This window comes from Streptomyces sp. NPDC046915 (genome assembly GCF_040644935.1).
In the GTDB taxonomy this organism is placed as follows: Bacteria; Actinomycetota; Actinomycetes; order Streptomycetales; family Streptomycetaceae; genus Streptomyces.
On record NZ_JBEYXB010000012.1, the window covers coordinates 36,144 to 51,239 of the forward strand.

At 68.8% G+C, this 15,096-nt stretch carries 11 protein-coding genes and 2 pseudogenes; 1 reads left to right on the forward strand and 12 read right to left on the reverse strand.

Annotated elements, in window-relative coordinates; genetic code table 11:
• Positions 1–25 precede the first annotated feature (25 nt).
• On the reverse strand, positions 26–520 hold the full coding sequence (locus tag ABZ915_RS28770) for a TetR/AcrR family transcriptional regulator (RefSeq protein WP_361809704.1): 495 nt from the start codon (positions 518–520) through the stop codon (positions 26–28).
• A 140-nt stretch (positions 521–660) separates the two neighbouring features.
• On the opposite strand from ABZ915_RS28770, the gene ABZ915_RS28775 reads away from it, so the two are divergent.
• Positions 661–1,632, forward strand: coding sequence for an SDR family NAD(P)-dependent oxidoreductase (locus ABZ915_RS28775; protein WP_361809212.1), 972 nt, complete (start codon positions 661–663; stop codon positions 1,630–1,632).
• Between the two features lie 84 nt (positions 1,633–1,716).
• Here ABZ915_RS28775 and ABZ915_RS28780 read toward each other — a convergent pair.
• The 11 genes and pseudogenes from ABZ915_RS28780 to ABZ915_RS28830 all read right to left on the reverse strand — a co-directional run.
• A pseudogene (locus ABZ915_RS28780) lies at positions 1,717–1,926 on the reverse strand (IS5/IS1182 family transposase); the annotation flags it as partial.
• Between the two features lie 221 nt (positions 1,927–2,147).
• A pseudogene (locus ABZ915_RS28785) lies at positions 2,148–2,489 on the reverse strand (transposase); the annotation flags it as partial.
• Between the two features lie 49 nt (positions 2,490–2,538).
• Positions 2,539–3,927 (reverse strand): radical SAM protein, encoded by a 1,389-nt coding sequence (locus ABZ915_RS28790; RefSeq protein WP_361809215.1) that lies wholly within the window; start codon positions 3,925–3,927, stop codon positions 2,539–2,541.
• 64 nt (positions 3,928–3,991) lie between these two features.
• On the reverse strand, positions 3,992–5,377 hold the full coding sequence (locus tag ABZ915_RS28795; RefSeq protein ID WP_361809218.1) for an MFS transporter: 1,386 nt from the start codon (positions 5,375–5,377) through the stop codon (positions 3,992–3,994).
• A complete protein-coding gene (locus tag ABZ915_RS28800; protein ID WP_361809221.1) occupies positions 5,377–6,498 on the reverse strand; it encodes a SagB/ThcOx family dehydrogenase in 1,122 nt (373 codons plus the stop codon). Before ABZ915_RS28800 ends, ABZ915_RS28795 begins: the two co-directional genes overlap by 1 nt.
• Before the next feature lie 28 nt (positions 6,499–6,526).
• Positions 6,527–7,618: a hypothetical protein gene (locus tag ABZ915_RS28805; protein ID WP_361809224.1), complete on the reverse strand. Its 1,092-nt coding sequence runs from the start codon at positions 7,616–7,618 to the stop codon at positions 6,527–6,529.
• Positions 7,619–7,720: 102 nt separating this feature from the next.
• On the reverse strand, positions 7,721–7,888 hold the full coding sequence (locus ABZ915_RS28810) for a hypothetical protein (protein ID WP_361809227.1): 168 nt from the start codon (positions 7,886–7,888) through the stop codon (positions 7,721–7,723).
• Positions 7,889–8,151: 263 nt separating this feature from the next.
• Positions 8,152–8,730, reverse strand: a complete 579-nt coding sequence (locus ABZ915_RS28815; RefSeq protein WP_361809230.1) for a GAF domain-containing protein — start codon at positions 8,728–8,730, stop codon at positions 8,152–8,154.
• The gene (locus ABZ915_RS28820; RefSeq protein ID WP_361809233.1) at positions 8,727–9,572 is read right to left on the reverse strand and encodes a S8 family serine peptidase; all 846 of its coding nucleotides are present in this window, start codon (positions 9,570–9,572) and stop codon (positions 8,727–8,729) included. The genes ABZ915_RS28815 and ABZ915_RS28820 overlap by 4 nt, the downstream gene beginning before the upstream one ends.
• Complete coding sequence (locus tag ABZ915_RS28825; RefSeq protein ID WP_361809236.1) at positions 9,573–12,830, reverse strand: adenylate/guanylate cyclase domain-containing protein; 3,258 nt, start codon at positions 12,828–12,830, stop codon at positions 9,573–9,575.
• Between the two features lie 194 nt (positions 12,831–13,024).
• Positions 13,025–14,926, reverse strand: coding sequence for a BTAD domain-containing putative transcriptional regulator (locus ABZ915_RS28830; protein ID WP_361809238.1), 1,902 nt, complete (start codon positions 14,924–14,926; stop codon positions 13,025–13,027).
• Between the last annotated feature and the right edge of the window lie 170 nt (positions 14,927–15,096).

Consider the following 15,096-nt stretch of genomic DNA (forward strand, 5'->3'; position numbering starts at 1 on the left):
CCGTGCAAGGAGGCCGGGAGCGTTTTCAGCGCATCAGGAGGCCGATAGCGACCTCCAGCCGTTCGAGGTAGAACTCCCGTGATGCGACCTGATGCTTGAGGCCGATCGATGCGCTGATCATCGTCTGTGCGACAGGGAGGGCCGCGTCCCGTCCTGACTCGACGGCGATCGCGTCTGTGACCAGTTCCTCGAAACGTCGCGGCATGGTCTCGGCGATCTCTCCGAGGAGGTCGGGATTGTCCTCGATAACCGCCGCGACATCGCGCGTCAGTGGGCCGATGTAGCGGCCCGCCCACCGGTCGAACGCTTCGACGAGACGCTCTGGAAGGGGGCGGCCACTGTCGGCCAGGACGTGTTCGACCGCGGTGATGTCGCGATCCAAAGCCTGGGTGACCGCGGCCCGGAACAGAGTCTCCTTCGAGGAGAAGAGGAAGTAGAGCCCGGGCCGGGAGATGTGCGCCGCCCGCGCCACCTCCTCCATCGAGGTCTTCCTGTAACCGAATCGCGCGAACGTGACCATGGCGGAGTCCAGAACCATGGTTCGACGGTTGGTATCGGCGACTGTCGACGGCGGGTGGCCGGCATCGGGACTGCTCATGGAACGAGCATACGAGCGATAGCCGCACTATACAGATCAAGCCTAGTGCGTATAGTCGCGCCATGGACACTCGCAAACTCATCTCAACGCCCTTCACCTCCTCCAGCACCGCGGACGAGGTACTACGCGGCGCTGACCTCACCGGCGTCCGCGCGATCGTGACGGGAGCCTCCTCCGGACTCGGGATCGAGACGGCTCGTGTACTGACCGCTGCCGGGGCGGCAGTGACGCTCGCCGTCCGGAACACGACTGCGGGTGACGCCACCGCTGAGGCGATCGCGAAGTCAACCGGCGGAATCCGGCCCCGAGTCGTCCGACTCGACCTCGCCGACAGGACCTCCGTCACCCGATTCGTCGACGCGTGGGCCGACCCGCTTCACCTGCTGATCAACAACGCGGGCGTGGTCACCGGTGGCCTCGAACGAACGCGTGAGGGCTGGGAGCTGCAATTCGCGACGAACCATCTCGGCCACTTCGCCCTGGCCAGCGGTCTTCACGACGCCCTGGCCCAGGGAGCATCCGACCGCGACGGAGCACGGATCGTCTCGGTCAGTTCGACAGCGCACATGCGTTCCGGCATCGACTTCGACGACCTCCACTTCGAGCGTCGCAGCTACGACCCGCAGATTGCCTACGCCCAGTCGAAGACGGCGAACTCTCTCTTCGCCGTCGAGGCGACCCGCCGCTGGGCGTCCGACGGCATCGTTGCCAATGCGGTGAACCCCGGCGGTGTCGCGACGGGACTGCAGCGGAACTTCACCACGCAACAGAAGGAGTCGCTCGACGCGGCCGAGGCCGCCGGAGTCTTCACGTACAAAACGGTCGAGCAGGGGGCCGCCACCAGCATCGTCGCGGCCGTCGCCCCGGAGTTCGCTCACTCCGGAGGCCACTACCTCGACGATTCACAAGAGGCCTACACCGTACAGAACGACGCCGACCTCGCGCAGCACCCGCACGGTGTCAAGGAATGGGCGCTCGACCCCGCCACCGCCAAGCGTCTCTGGACTGTCTCGACCGACCTGCTCCGCGTCTGACCTCTCGAAGCCACAGCAAGCCGCACCAGGGCAACCTGCCGCACGCCCGCGAAAGGTGCTCGGCGTTGTCGTCCTCCTCGGTTGAGCGCCGTCGCCCAGCACGGTCACTCCCTCGCAGTGCTGGCTCAGCCCGGACGCCCGCCAGGCGTGGGCGTCCGCGGTCGTCCCCGGCACCGGACGGGCTGCCGCGATCACCAGCCGGGTGTCGGCGTCCACAATGCCCTGCACGTTCGCCGAGAACCGGTAGTTTCGGCCGGAGGCCGCCACACTCCGCTCCCGCAGCGGGATCAGAGATGCCCAGTTCAGGCGGACGGGACGGCACTCACAGGGCAACCCTTCACTGGGGCGGGGCCGAGGCCACTGGCGTATCCGTCATGATGCCCTTCGCGTCCGACTGAACCTGGACGTGTGCCGTACGTGATCGTCCAGGTCTCCGCTCGTTCCGCGGTACCACCGGAGCGCTTTCACATGGCGCGGGCCTTGATCCTCGGTAGTGCCGTCGGTGAGACCCCGATCCTGCGGGCCCGTGTGAACACCGATTCAATGGCACGGTGTGTCCAGTCCTGCTCTGCTCCCCCACCCCAATCCTGCTGGTCAAGACGGTGCAGCGCGGTCCACACACCCGCGTCGTGCCACTCGGAGAACCGCCGATGGGCTGTTGGTCCCGATGGGCCGAAGACCGGCGGGAGCTGCCTCCAGGGACATCCCGACGTCACGACGAAAACGATCGCGGCCAGTACGTCCCGGTCTCCGTATCTCCGCCGACCACCGCCCTGTGGCCTTTCCGGCACGGCGGGCACCACGCGCTTGAACAACTCCCACAACTCGTCCGGCACCAGCCGTTCCACGATTTCCATGACCTCGTACTCCCGACAGCTCTGTCTCGACACCTTGGTGTGGGCGAACTCAACGACCCGCATGTACGCCCGACTCCGCTGTCCGAAAGCCGAGGCGCCGGACAGCGACCAGGTCGAGCCGCTCTTGCAGATTGAACTTGAAGCTCGGGCACGGAAGATGGCCCTCGCGCCACAGTTTGGGGCAACTGCCGCCGCAGACCGGGAGCAGCGGGCATCCGTTGCAGGGCTGGGAGCTGTTCTCGACCTGGTCGTACCAGTCGTCGAAAGTGCCCTCCGGCCTGAGTTCCGTGGCGGTCAGGTCCTCGGTACGGGCGATGACACCCGTGTCGCGCACGCCAGGTACCAGCGGATGCTCCGAACACGAGTAGACCTGTCCCTCGGGATCGTGGATCTCGCTGCTTCGGGTGGTGGCTGTGCAAGCGGTGGTCTTGGTCCCGGTGGGGAGCGCGTGCCAGCCGAACCCCAGGTCCGCCGCCAGGCGCAGCCACTCCGTTTCGCGCCGGGCGTACGACCTGGCCTCCAACTCCACTGCGGAGATGTCGTTCCCCCACGAGTGCACGGGCATGAACTGCACGGTGAACCTCGAAACGGCCAGTCCGGCCGCCGCCAGGTCGTGCAGCAGTGTCGTCACATGGGCTTCGTTCTCCTGGTCGACGTTGACGCGGAGGTTGATGCTCAGTCCGGGCGCCACGTCGTCATGCGCCACCTTGCCCAGCACGCCGACACATCGCTCGAAGGACCCCCGGCCGTTCTTGAGGAACCGGCGTCGGTCATGGATCTCCTGCGGGCCGTCGAGGGTGATGTCCAGCCGGCGCAGTCGGCAGGAGTCGTGGAGGTACCGCAGTTTGTGCTCGGTGAGCAGGCTGCCGTTGCTCGCCATCTGGGAGTGGTACCTGGTCCCGGTAGCCTCGGCTCGCGCGACAAGGCGCTCGCTCATCTCCCCGATGAGCCGGTACGCCATGAGCGGTTCGCCTCCGAACCAGGTGACGGTGACGAGTTCGGTCTCCTTGTGGTCCATCGCCGCCTCGATGCGTGCGAGGAGACGCTCGGCCCGTTCCGCGGAGTGGCGTGACTTGTAGTGCTCCTGCCCACAGTACGAGCAGCCCATGTTGCAGTACGCCGTCGGCATGATGGTGAAGCTGCGGCGCCGGAGTGATCCGGATCCGGCCCGGAATCCGGCGAGGACCTCGCCGCGCTCGTCGACCTGGGCATCGACGAGCGCGCCGAGACGGGCCAGTTCCTTCCGCTTGGCCGCTGGAATGGCGTCTATCGCCCCGCTGCGGAGCAGGTCGGCTGTGTTGATGTCCACGGAGAACACCTGGGCACGGCGGGACAGATAGCCCAGCCGCACGACAGTTCCGTCGGCACGTCGATAGGCGCGCTCGCTTGTCACCAGGTACCGGCTCTTGACCAGGCTCATGGTCTTCTTGCCTCTCATCGCGGGTCAACGGGTCCCTCGCGGCGCGGGAGACGGGGAAATGGCACTTCCGGTGGTAGGCGGCTCAGGCGTCGTCTGGTCCGGCTCCGGCCGCCGTGGGGTCCTCGGAGCCGGGAGCAGCGCGGAGCCCGGTGCGCAGCCTGAGGATGGCGACCGCACCGGCGAGCGCCATCAGGAAGGAGGAGACCGTCATGATGGTGTCGATACGGTGGAAGTGCAGCCCCGCGAACGACCAGGCGAAGTCCGGCCCGAGGTCGCTGGCCACGATTCCGGCCAGTGACATGGACGAAACGGAGGCCACGTACACCAGGGGGTTGAGCGCTGAGTTGACCCGGCCCAGGAGCCGGTTGGGAATCTCGTTCAGGAGCATCGGGCCCAGCACCGCGTTGACCATTCCCAGCGGTATGCCGACCAGACCGAGGACCCCGATGCTGAAGAGGAGGGAGGTCGATCGGGCGTAGACGAAGAGCAGCAGCGCCGTGGCGAGGATCCCCCAGCCGAACAGCCGACGCTCACCGAGTCTGCGGGCCGCCTGTGCCATGAGCAGCGCACCGACGATCATGCCTGCGCCCAGGGCGCCGTTGAGAGTGCCGAGCCAGCTCGGATCCGTTCGAAGGTTCTCGCTGACGAAGAAGACCTCCAGCACGTTGACCGCCCCGACTCCGAACAAGTACAGGAAGACCGTCACGGCAACGGTGGCCAGCACGTTGTTTCTGCGGATGAAGCTCCAGCCCTCCGCCAGCTCCGCCCTGAAGTCGCCCCGCCGGCCGTTGTGGTCCGCCGTCGCCGCCGGGATGTCGGTGAAGCGGATGCACAGGTAGGAGAGCAGAAAGGACACCGCGTTGACGAGCAGTGCCCATTGCTCGCCCACCGTGAACAGCAGAGGAGCCGCCAGCGGGGGGCCGATCACGGAGACGGTGTTCGCGGACGCTGAGGACAGGCTGAATGCCCTGGCCCGGTCCTCCTCCGCCACGACCGCGCCGATGGTGGCGAACCTGGAGGGGTTGAAGAACTGCGCGACGACGGAGGTACCCGCGACCGCGGTGTAGACCGCCGCGAGTTGTGCCCACAGTGGCATGGCCGACGCGCACAGCGGGACGAGCAACAGAAGTCCGATGACGCCGGCCCGGATCAGGTCGGCGCTCATCATGGTCCGCTTGCGGTTCCACCGGTCGGCGAACACGCCGGCCAGCGGGCCCACCAGGACGGTGGGTACGGCAGCCGCGAGCATGACGCCGCTGACAGCCGCCGGCGCCCACGGCCGGCCCTTGGCCAGTACGGTGCCCACCCACAGAAGAACGGTGACATCGAATACGTAGTCACCGACCTGGGAAACGGTCTGCCCGAGCCACAGTTTCTGCCAGTTCCGGTTGGCACATAGCCCTGAGGCGCCCCGGGGACCGGCGTCGGCACCCTGGCCTGCCGGGGCGGAAGCGCGCTCAGGTGCCATCAGTAGGCCTCCGGCGGGGTGCTCGGTGTCTTGATGGACTGCGGCAGACCGTCGGGGCCCGGGCTGGGGATTCCGCAGGCCATGGCGAATGTGGTGAACTCACGCGGCTCGTCGAGCTGTAGAAGGGAGTCCGCCTCGCTGTCCCGGATGGCGCCGGTGAGGGTGGCGCCCAGGCCCAGCGCGCTCGCCGTCATCGAGAAGACCTGTGCCACGTGTCCCACGTTGTGCAGCAAGATCTTGTAGGCCCGAGGATCGGGATACTTCCACGACATGCGCTCGGCGACCGCGGCGGTGAACACGCCGAACGAGCAGGACGTAAAAAATCCTTGACGATGCGTCAGGTGCTCCGCCTGCTCCCGGCCCGCGTTTCCGTCCACCGGCACGAGCCCATGGCGGATACCGTCGTACAGGTACAGGGCCGGTTCGACTCCTCTCACATTGAAGACGAAGACAAAGGCTTCGCACTCATGGCGAGCGCCTCCCGAAGCCGCGGCCCGCAGCTGAAGCGTCCCCAAGGGCCCCGCGTCCGCGAAGCGCAGCGGCGCGAAGGAGTAGTGCAGCATGTCGGAGAACCGGTCGAGGTCCAGCGGGGTGTCCTCGAAATGGCGGTGGGTCCGCCGCGACTCCAGCACGTCCAGGTACGGGGCCTCGCACCGCACTCTGATCCTCGGCAGCAGCAGGATCCGCTCGGACGGCGGTCGACGGACACTCGACGGCCGGGGCCGGGCGGACAGCTTCTCCACATACCGCTGAGCGGCTTCGTCGGAACCGTCGAGGAAGTTGGTGTCCCTGATCCGGTTGTGGAAGCTCCATGCCGTCGTGCCCCAGTCGGCCCAGGGGGCCGGGGGCTCCTGGTTGTCCTGCACCAGGAAGCCGAAATCCGCCAGGCGCTGGACCGCGGCCTCGGGCGTGCCGTCCGGCCAGTTGCCGTCGAGGCCGTCACGAGCTCCGAGGAGTAGGCCGACGACGTCCGCTCTCACTCTGAGCCTGAGGCGGTTTCTGGGGCTGGATATGACGAATTTCCCGTCGAGGGCCTCGATGACCAGCGGATCCACCGTACGGAGCTTTCCGAGTGATTCCTTCGACGGCGCGATGGATGTGCTGTTCTCGCTTGCGGTCACGCTATGCCCCTTCTCGGCTGCTGCCACATCACCGGGTTCGAATGACTGCCGCGGTACGGCCGAGGCGCTCGGCCGCCAACTGCTGCAACGAGTTCAGGTCGCCTGGTCCGAGCTCCGGGTTCGCTCGTTGGACAGGCACAGAGGGACTGTTGCCGGCATGCACCGTCCATTGCCGGGCGATACGGTTCACCAGCCGCGGACCGGCCGGGGCGGCCAGGCGGCAGGCGTCCGCGAAGCAAGCGTTCCCCGCCGCCGGCTCGCCGTACTGATGAAGGACGCTGCCGAGTACGGCCATGAAACGCCCGTGTGCGGCATCGTCGGAGAATCCGGTGCGCTCACGCTCCCGGTACAATTCCATCGCCTCAGCCCTCGACCGGTCGATCGTGCCGAAAAGCGCTGGATGTGCCAGGCGATGCAGTCGGTCGATCGCCGACAGCGTCGGCGCGGTCCCGGCCACGCTTTCCGTTCCAGGCCAGGGTTGCCCTTGGATACTCAGTATTTCGTGAGCATGGAAGGGGCCTATGGAGGCGACTGTCGGCCACTTTTCACACAATTGACGGCATTCCGACACCGCCGCTTCGATCCGGTTCCGGCGGAAGAGAATCTTCGCGGTTTCGACGATACGATTACCCCGCGCGAAAGCACGGACCCGGTCCGCCCGGGGCCCGTCTCCTTCGGCGATGTCCGAGGAAATCGCCAGACCATGGAAATGGAATGCTCCTCCGTCGGCGAGTCCCTCCAGACGGCGGAGCCCCTCCAGAGCGCGGCCGGTCTCCGACCCGTAGCCGTCGATACGAATGATGTTCACCACTGCCTGAAGGCCGAGGAGAGCGAGATCCGAGTCCTCGCCGTTCCCGCGGTTCTGCACGGCGTACCGGATCTGCAGCCGGCACAGTTCCCGGGCGGCCGAGCTCCGCCCGGTGCGATACAACTCGAGCGACAGCCGGTTGGCAGCCGTGAACACCTCGGTGACGCCGCCATGGGCGAGCTTGGCCTCCAGGCCCGCCCGGAGGCCGGACGGAGTCTGCCACACGACCGTGTCCTCGGGAGCCAGGAGGCCCAGCCAGGTGGTGTCGACTCGCGCCCGGCCGGGCTCCTGATTCACTCGGGAGATCTCCATGACGATCAGCGACCGGACACGACGAGCACCGAACGGACCGAGGACGACTCCGGCTCTGCAGCCACGGCGCACTCCTTGTTCTCGATCACTGACCGCAGCGACTCAGCCGGTGCAGCCGATGTTGATGTGCCACGAGGCACTGGGCTCAGTGGCCTCCTCGATCCTGATGCCATGCGCCTCGACTTCTGCCGACTCGGTCTCCTGCGAGTCGAGTTCCCGCAAGCCGGCGTTCAGCGAGTCGCGGACGACCTTCTTGATCTCATCGGACACGGTCAACCCCTTACTCAGACGTTGATGGGTTCGCTTTCTGGGACAGTGCTCCCTGCGGTGATTCAGGGCGGCACGTACAAATGTAAACAGCGGTCAACACGATTCGTCCATACGTGGAGCTCTTAATTCTTGTCTCATTTGGCGGCGCCTCGAAGTGGAACTCAAGGGTCCGATGAATTTTCGCGAAAATATGCAGCCGAGCACCTTTTCACCTTTCGCGGCCAGGTAATTCGTCTGCGGTCGAGAAAAGCGTCGGGCCCCCGTCAGGCTGACGACTCCAGCAGACGACGGAGTTCCTCGGCCATGCGGAGCGCCGCAGTCCGGTCCTCGCTGTCGAGGGCCGGGCCGTCCGCCTGTCTCCGGCGGTCGGCCACCACCCTGAGTGCGACGGCCGCCTGCCGGGCGAACAGCGCCAGCAGATCCAGTTCGTCGAGGCTGGACCGGCACTGCGGGGCGGGGTCGAGGACCTCCAGGACGCCGAGGACGCGGTCGCCGTGGATCAGCGGAGCGGCCATCAGGGCATGGGGGACGTACTGCGTGGACTCGGCGAAGTCCCGGTCGAAGTCGGCGCTGGACGACAGGTCGTCCACGATCACGGGTTCGCCCGACATGGCCACCCAGCCGGCGATACCGCTTCTCGCAGGCAGGCGCCGACCCACCAGGACGTTTTCGCCCTGGCCGGAGACCGCCTGGAAGACCAGTTCGTGCCGCGCCTCGTCCAGCAGGAACACCGAGCTGGCGGCCGCACCGAAGATGGCGCGCGCCACGTCGACCACGGACCGCAGGAGCTCCTGGGAGAGCGGATCGGTCTCGGCGTTGCTTTCGGCGCTGTTGTCGTTCACGGAGCCCCCCTCATGCCGATGTGTACGTTGGCCGCGGAAAGGTAGAGCGCGGTTTTGAGCTGAAAGCTCGTCAGCCTGCGATGTCTGGACAGGATGCGGGCGCACAGTCCGCTGATGTACGGCGTGGCGTAGCTGTTCCCCGTCGTACGAATCGTCTTTCCGTCGAGCCACGCGACCTGGACGTTCTGGCCAGGAGCGAAGAACTCCACCGGAGGCTGGGGGTTGTAGAGATGCAGTTCGGGTTCGTCCTCCGCGTGGCTGCCCACCGAGATCACGGACGCGAATCGCCACGGGAAGCTCTCCACCGGGGTGTTGTGGGCGGAGGCGACGATCACGGTCCCGCGGAAGTACGCCTCGTCGGCGAGCGACCGCAGTTCCTCGACGAACCGCACCCGGGTCGTGGACAGGCTCAGGTTGATCACGTCGAATCCCTCGCGGATCGCCCAGCGCAGGCCCGCGAGCAGTACATCTCCCGTTCCCCCGAATGTCCTGCCCAGCACCTGCACGCTGTAGAGCTCGCATTCCGGCGCGGTTCTGCGGATGATCCCCGCGCAGGCCGTGCCGTGTCCGCAGCTGTCCGTGGCCTCGGTCTCCAGCACCCTGATCCCGTGCTCGCCCTTCGTCACGGCCCAGGCGCCATCGACCCGGCCGATCAGCGGATGGCCCCCCTCCACCCCGGAATCCACGACGCACACACGCACGCCCTCCCCCCTCGCGTCCCTCCAATCCCACGCGTGCCCGGGGCGCTCCCCGTCAGCGGTGACCCCGATGTCCTGCGGCCGCCTGCCACGCAGGCTCCACACCAGCCCGGGGCTGCGCGCTGCGGTCTTCGCGGTATCCATTCAGCGGCCTTTCGGAGTCCGGTGGAGGAGCGGGTTCGGACCGGACCGGGAGCCTGGGTCCGGCCGGCCGCGGCCAGGGACGGGAGCGACCTTCGCCTGGAGTTCCGCCGCACAGGCCTCCGCCAGGCGGCCCGCCCGCCACAGGACATCGGCCCGGTCGAGCCATGTGACCGCCCTGATAAGGGGAGAGTCCGTGCCGGCAGCGGTGTGTACGGCGCGTTCCGAGAGGGTGGAGGCCTCCATGGGCCGCCCCTGTGCCGCGGCGATCCGGGCCATCAGGCCGTAGAGCCCGGCGGTCGCGGCCAGGTGCTCGACGGCCTCGTCGATCCCGCCGGGGTCCACCAGCAGCCGTGCGGACTCGCGCGCCACCGCGTCGAGCACGCCGTCCGCCTTGAAAGCGTGGCCTGCGGCGGCCTCGTCCCACACTTCGTTGCCCGCGAGGGTCTCCCCCACAGCGTTGAACAGGGACAGCACAGCCGCGCGCTCGGCGTACCTGACACCGTCGGCGAGCCGTCGTGCCTGCGCCATGCAGGCGTACACGTCCTCCCACCGCTCTTGGAGTGCCAGCAGCACGGCCGGCGGGCAGTTGACCGTCAGCCGGACAGCCAGCCGCCGTTCTCCGTGCTGGGCGAGCAGACTGCGGACGCGAGACGCGGCTTCGGGCACCGGCGCGGGTCTATGCCACAGGGAGACCCCGACAGCGCCCAGCGCCAGGGACCGTTCCGGCTCGGCGCCCGAGCGCTGTGCGTGCGCGAGCCCGCGAGTCAGCAGGGCGCCGGCCTCTGCGTGCCTGCCCTGTGGCTGCCGCTCCTGCGCCATCCGGATGCGGGCCCTGGTCCGGCCGAGTCCGTCACGGGCCGGCTCGGACACGGCCATGGTCCGCTCGGCGACCTCCGCGGCGGTGCCGCCTGCGGAGGCCGGGGGGACCACGGCTGTCTCTCCGCCGCCACCCACCCCTGCCGACTCACTGGTCTCCGCTCCCGTACCGCTGTCGGTTTCCGCCGGACGGTCGATGCCGGCTGCTGACGTGAGGACGGCCTGGAGCAGGGAGCGCCCCTCGTCGGTGTGCCCGGTGGCCAGGCGGACTTCGGCGAGTCTGCGGGCGGCGGTGATCCACTCGAATTCGCCCTCGTGGACGAGGTCGAGGGCGCGGAGGAGCAAGCTGCCGCCCCAGGCGAGGTCGGAGCGGGCGAGTGCCTTGGCGCCGCTTTCGGCCAGACGGCAGGCGGCGGCGCGCCGCAGTTCGTCGGTACGGCTGTCCGCGATGCCCAGCTCGGTGCGGTACCGGTAGGCGCTCTCCAGGTGACGGGCCACCGCCGCGCTTGCTTCCGCCGTCCGGCCCTCGCCCCGTACGGCCGTGTCCGGCAATCGCTCGGCGAGCAGGGAGGCGACGTGCTCGTGGCGTTCGGCTCGAGCGCGTTTGGCCATGGACTTGTACGTGACCTCGTGAATGAGACCGCTGCTGAACCGAAAGGCGGGCGCCTCACGGCCGGCCCCGTCCGCCCCGCCGACGAGCCGGTGCCGGCGGAGTCGAGCGAGGGCGGTGCGGACCTGTGTTCGGGCGGGCGACATACCGGAGCCACCGCTTGCCGCGCTGCCGTGCAGGGCGCCCCCGGGCGCGTTCTCGCGGTCGCGCTCCGCGAGTGCGAGCACGTCGTCAACGGTGAACTCCCGCCCCACCACCGCGGCCAGATCGAGAGTGGCACGCTCGGCCCGGCCCAGCGCGCCGATCCGTGCACCGATCAGTGCCTGGAGGGTCGTGGGCAGGTCGCTCGCACCGTCCGCCCGGTACCCGGGTCCGTACTCCGCCAAAGCCGCGAGCAGATGCTCCAGGTGGAATGGGTTGCCGCCGGCCGCCTCCAGCACGTGTGCGGGTACGGCGGTCCCGGACCTGGACCCGGCACGCTCGGCCGCCAACCCGCCGCCCAGTTGCCCGCCGATCTCCACGAGAGCGTCGGCCACGGCGCCGGCCTCGGGCGGGGTCAGCCCGAGCACCGCCAGCAACCGCGCTCTGAGTCGTGCGGGCCCCCAGCCGGGGCTGCGGTCAAAGACGTCCGGGCGGGCCACACAGACGAACAGCACGGCGAACGAGGCCAGTTCCTCGGCGAGCGTGCCGAGTATGCCGAGCAGGAGGTCGCCGGCCCACTGGCAGTCGTCCACCACCAGCACGATCGGCCGGCTGCGCGCGAGCGAGGCCAGTAACTCCCCGACCGCGGCGCACGTGTCGTCCACCGAGGGGTTCGGTGTGCCGTCCTCCAGCAGACCGCCCGCCAGTACGGCAAGCGCCTGCCCGGCCCGTGCGTGCCCGTCCGGGAACTGCCGCAACAGTTGCCGCAACGCATCCGCCAGCGGCGTCAGGCTTCCGTACTCGCCGTAGGGGCGACAGCGGCCCGAGCCCTGCGCGCAGTCCGTGCTCAAGGTCTTGCGCCATTCGTGGACGAGCCGGGTTTTCCCTATCCCCGCCTCGCCGTAGAGGATGAGGACGTTCGGGGTGCCACGCCCGTGCACCACGTCCCTCAACGCCCCCTGGAGTGCGGCCAGTTCCCGGGTACGGCCGACGAACGGCAGATCGAAGCGGCGCGAGACCCCCGGGTCGTCCTCGGTGATGCCGAGCAGCCGGAATGCGGTCACCGGTGCGGTCTTCCCCTTGAGCCGGAGCGAGCCGACGTGCTCGGTACGGGCGGCGGGACCGGCCGCCTTCCGGGTCTCGGGGCCGATCAGCACCTCGCCCTCGGCGGCATGCTGTTCCAGTCGGGCGGCGATGTTGACCGTCTCGCCGGAGATCAGGGCCTGGCGGGTTGATACGTCGGTACTGGTCACGGCAGGCCCGGTGTTGATGCCGATCCGCACGCCGAGCCGGATACCGAAGGTGGGGTGGAGTTCGCTCTCGTTGAGTTCCCGTACAGCGTCGAGCATGGCGAGCGCCGCGGCCAGCGCCCGGCGGGCGTCGTCCTCATGCGTCACCGGCACCCCGAAGACGGCCATGACGGCGTCCCCGATGAACTTCTCGACTGTGCCGCCGCATTCCTCCAGCCGCGCCCGCATGAGGTCGAAGTACCGCAGGATCACGGTCCGGAGGGCCTCCGGATCCAGTACACCCGACAGCGCGGTCGAACCGACGAGGTCGCAGAAGACAACGGTCACGACCTTGCGTTCCTCGACGGGAGCCGCCGTGACGGCGAGACCGACAGGCACACCGCAGAACGGGCAGAAGCGTGCGTTCCGCGGCAGCGTGCCGTCGCAGGGGGCACACCGCATGGCTGTCTCCTCTCGCTCCTGGTGCTCCTCCACGAGCTCCGCTCACACGAACCTGCGTGCGCCCGGCGCGCTCACCCTCCCCCTCCGTGGGCTCGGCCTCCCTCGCAGTGTCGGCGGGGGTGGTTGGAGACTCGGATCGAAGCGGTTGGGATACGGTAAATCACCAGGTCATAGCCGGTTGCGGAAGGTGATTCTCAAGCCAAAGCCCGGCTGGCGGGGGGCAGGTGCGAGACGGCCTGCTCGCGGGCGAAGGCGCGGACGAGCCGCGGCAGTTCGTACAGCGCGGCGTGCGAGGTGACCTCGCTGTCCGGGGCGAGGATCGCTCCCGAGTCCATCAAGGACTCCAGCCTGCGGCATGCGTCGAGCTGCCCGCAGCCGAGGATCGCGGCCGCCTGCCCCAGCGTGAAGGGCCCCTCCGGGAGGGCTGCCAGCCGCGCCAACGCGGATCGGTCCGCCCCGGACAGGTCCCGCCAGCCGCTCGCCAGCCGCGGCCGTACGTCCATGTCTCCGGCTACGAGTTCGTCGAGCACCATCCGGTCGTCGGCCAGGCGTTTCGCGTACTCGTCCAGCGGAAGATACCGCCGCACGGCGAGCTTCAGACCGCACACGCGAACCGCCAACGGCAACATCCCGGTGGCGGCGACGATGCGCTGCGCCGCCGCTCGGCTGGTGCTCAGTCGGTCGGGGCCGATGAGCCTGCCGAGCAGTTCCAGGCTCTCGGCGGCATCGAACGGTGTCATCTCCAGCCGATGGGCCGACGTCAGGCCGGCCAGCGGAGTCCTGGCGGTGACCAGCACGGCACTGGCTCCGGTGTCCGGGACGAGCGGCCGTACGGCCGCCTCGTCCGCGCAACCGTCCAGTAGGAGCAGGACCTTCCGCGGCGAGAGCCAGGCACGCCAGGCGGCCGCGGTCCGTTCCGGCTCCGGTCTGCTCGCGGCCCGCGGAGTCGACGGCCCAAGCGCCCCGGTGATCCCGGCGAATCCGGTGAGGTCGGCGAGTTCGGCCAACACCGAAGCGGCCGTCCGCGCCCGGCCGGCTGCGTCCCGCATGCGTATCAGCACCCTGCCGTCGGGAAACTCCCCGGCGAGCCGGTGCGCGGCGTGGACTGCCAGCGCGGTCTTGCCGGTCCCGACCGGCCCGGCCAGCACGGTCAGCCGCCGGCCGCCGTCGCCATGTGCCAGGAGAGCGAGCAGGGCGCGCAGTTGCTCCCGGCGCCCGGTGAAGTCCGGCAGATCCGGTGGAAGCAGGGTGCCCAGCCGTCGGCCCGAACCGCGTGTGTCACCTGCACCGGTCTGGGCGAACAAGCCGCCCGCTTCGTCCCGGCCGCCAGAGAGCATCGACCAGTAGAGCGCTTCGAGCGCCGGGCTCGGCGGCAGTCCGTACTCGGCGGCGAGCAGTTGGCGCAGCCCCGCGTAGGAAGCCAGTGCCTCGGTCTGCCGGCCCTGGTTGAACAGCGCGTTCATCTGCGCGGCCCTGAGCCGCTCCCGTTCAGGGTACTTCTCGACGAGTTCGCCGATGGTCTCCGCCACCTCGTGGTGGTTGCCCAGCCGCAGTTCGGCCTCGGCCCAGTCCTCGTACGCCTGGAGGTATCGGCTGTCCAGGCGCTCCGCTTCGTACCGCAGCGTGGGAGAGAACCGCAGTTCCTGGAGCGCCGGCCCGCGCCAGAGGCCGAGTGCCTCTCTCAGCATCCCGGATGCCGGGGCGAAAGCGCCCTGGGACGACGCCTCCCGGGCAGCGCGGACCAGGTGCTGGAAGCGCAGGGTGTCCAGCTCCTCGCGGCCGACGCGCAGCAGATAGCCCCCCGCCTGGTGGACGAGCCGGTCACCGGCACCGGCCGAGTCCAGCAGCTTGCGCAGCGCCGAGACGTACACCTGGATGTTCTTGCGTGCCGTTCGCGGCGGTTCGCCGTCCCACAGCGTTTCCGTCAACAGGTCTGGCGAAACAGGAGCGCAGGGACGGCACAGCAGCATCGCCAGGAGCAACCGCTGCTTGAGCGGCCCGAGCGGGAGGACCCTCCGGTCGGCTGCGCCCGGCCCTTCCGCAGACAGTGGGCCCAGGACGGAGAACCGTAAGCCGGTGCACGGTGGTTCGGCCATATCCGGTTCACCCTTCTGATCCCGCCATAAGCTGAGATGAATGACTGAAGCCGCATGACATATACCAGATGAACTGGACAGGTGAGAACAGGCAGTTCCCGCCAGGTCCCGTGCGGTGACCTCCGCACTCGGAGCGCGCCTCGTCCGCTCCCGTTCGGCCTTCGCCGGAC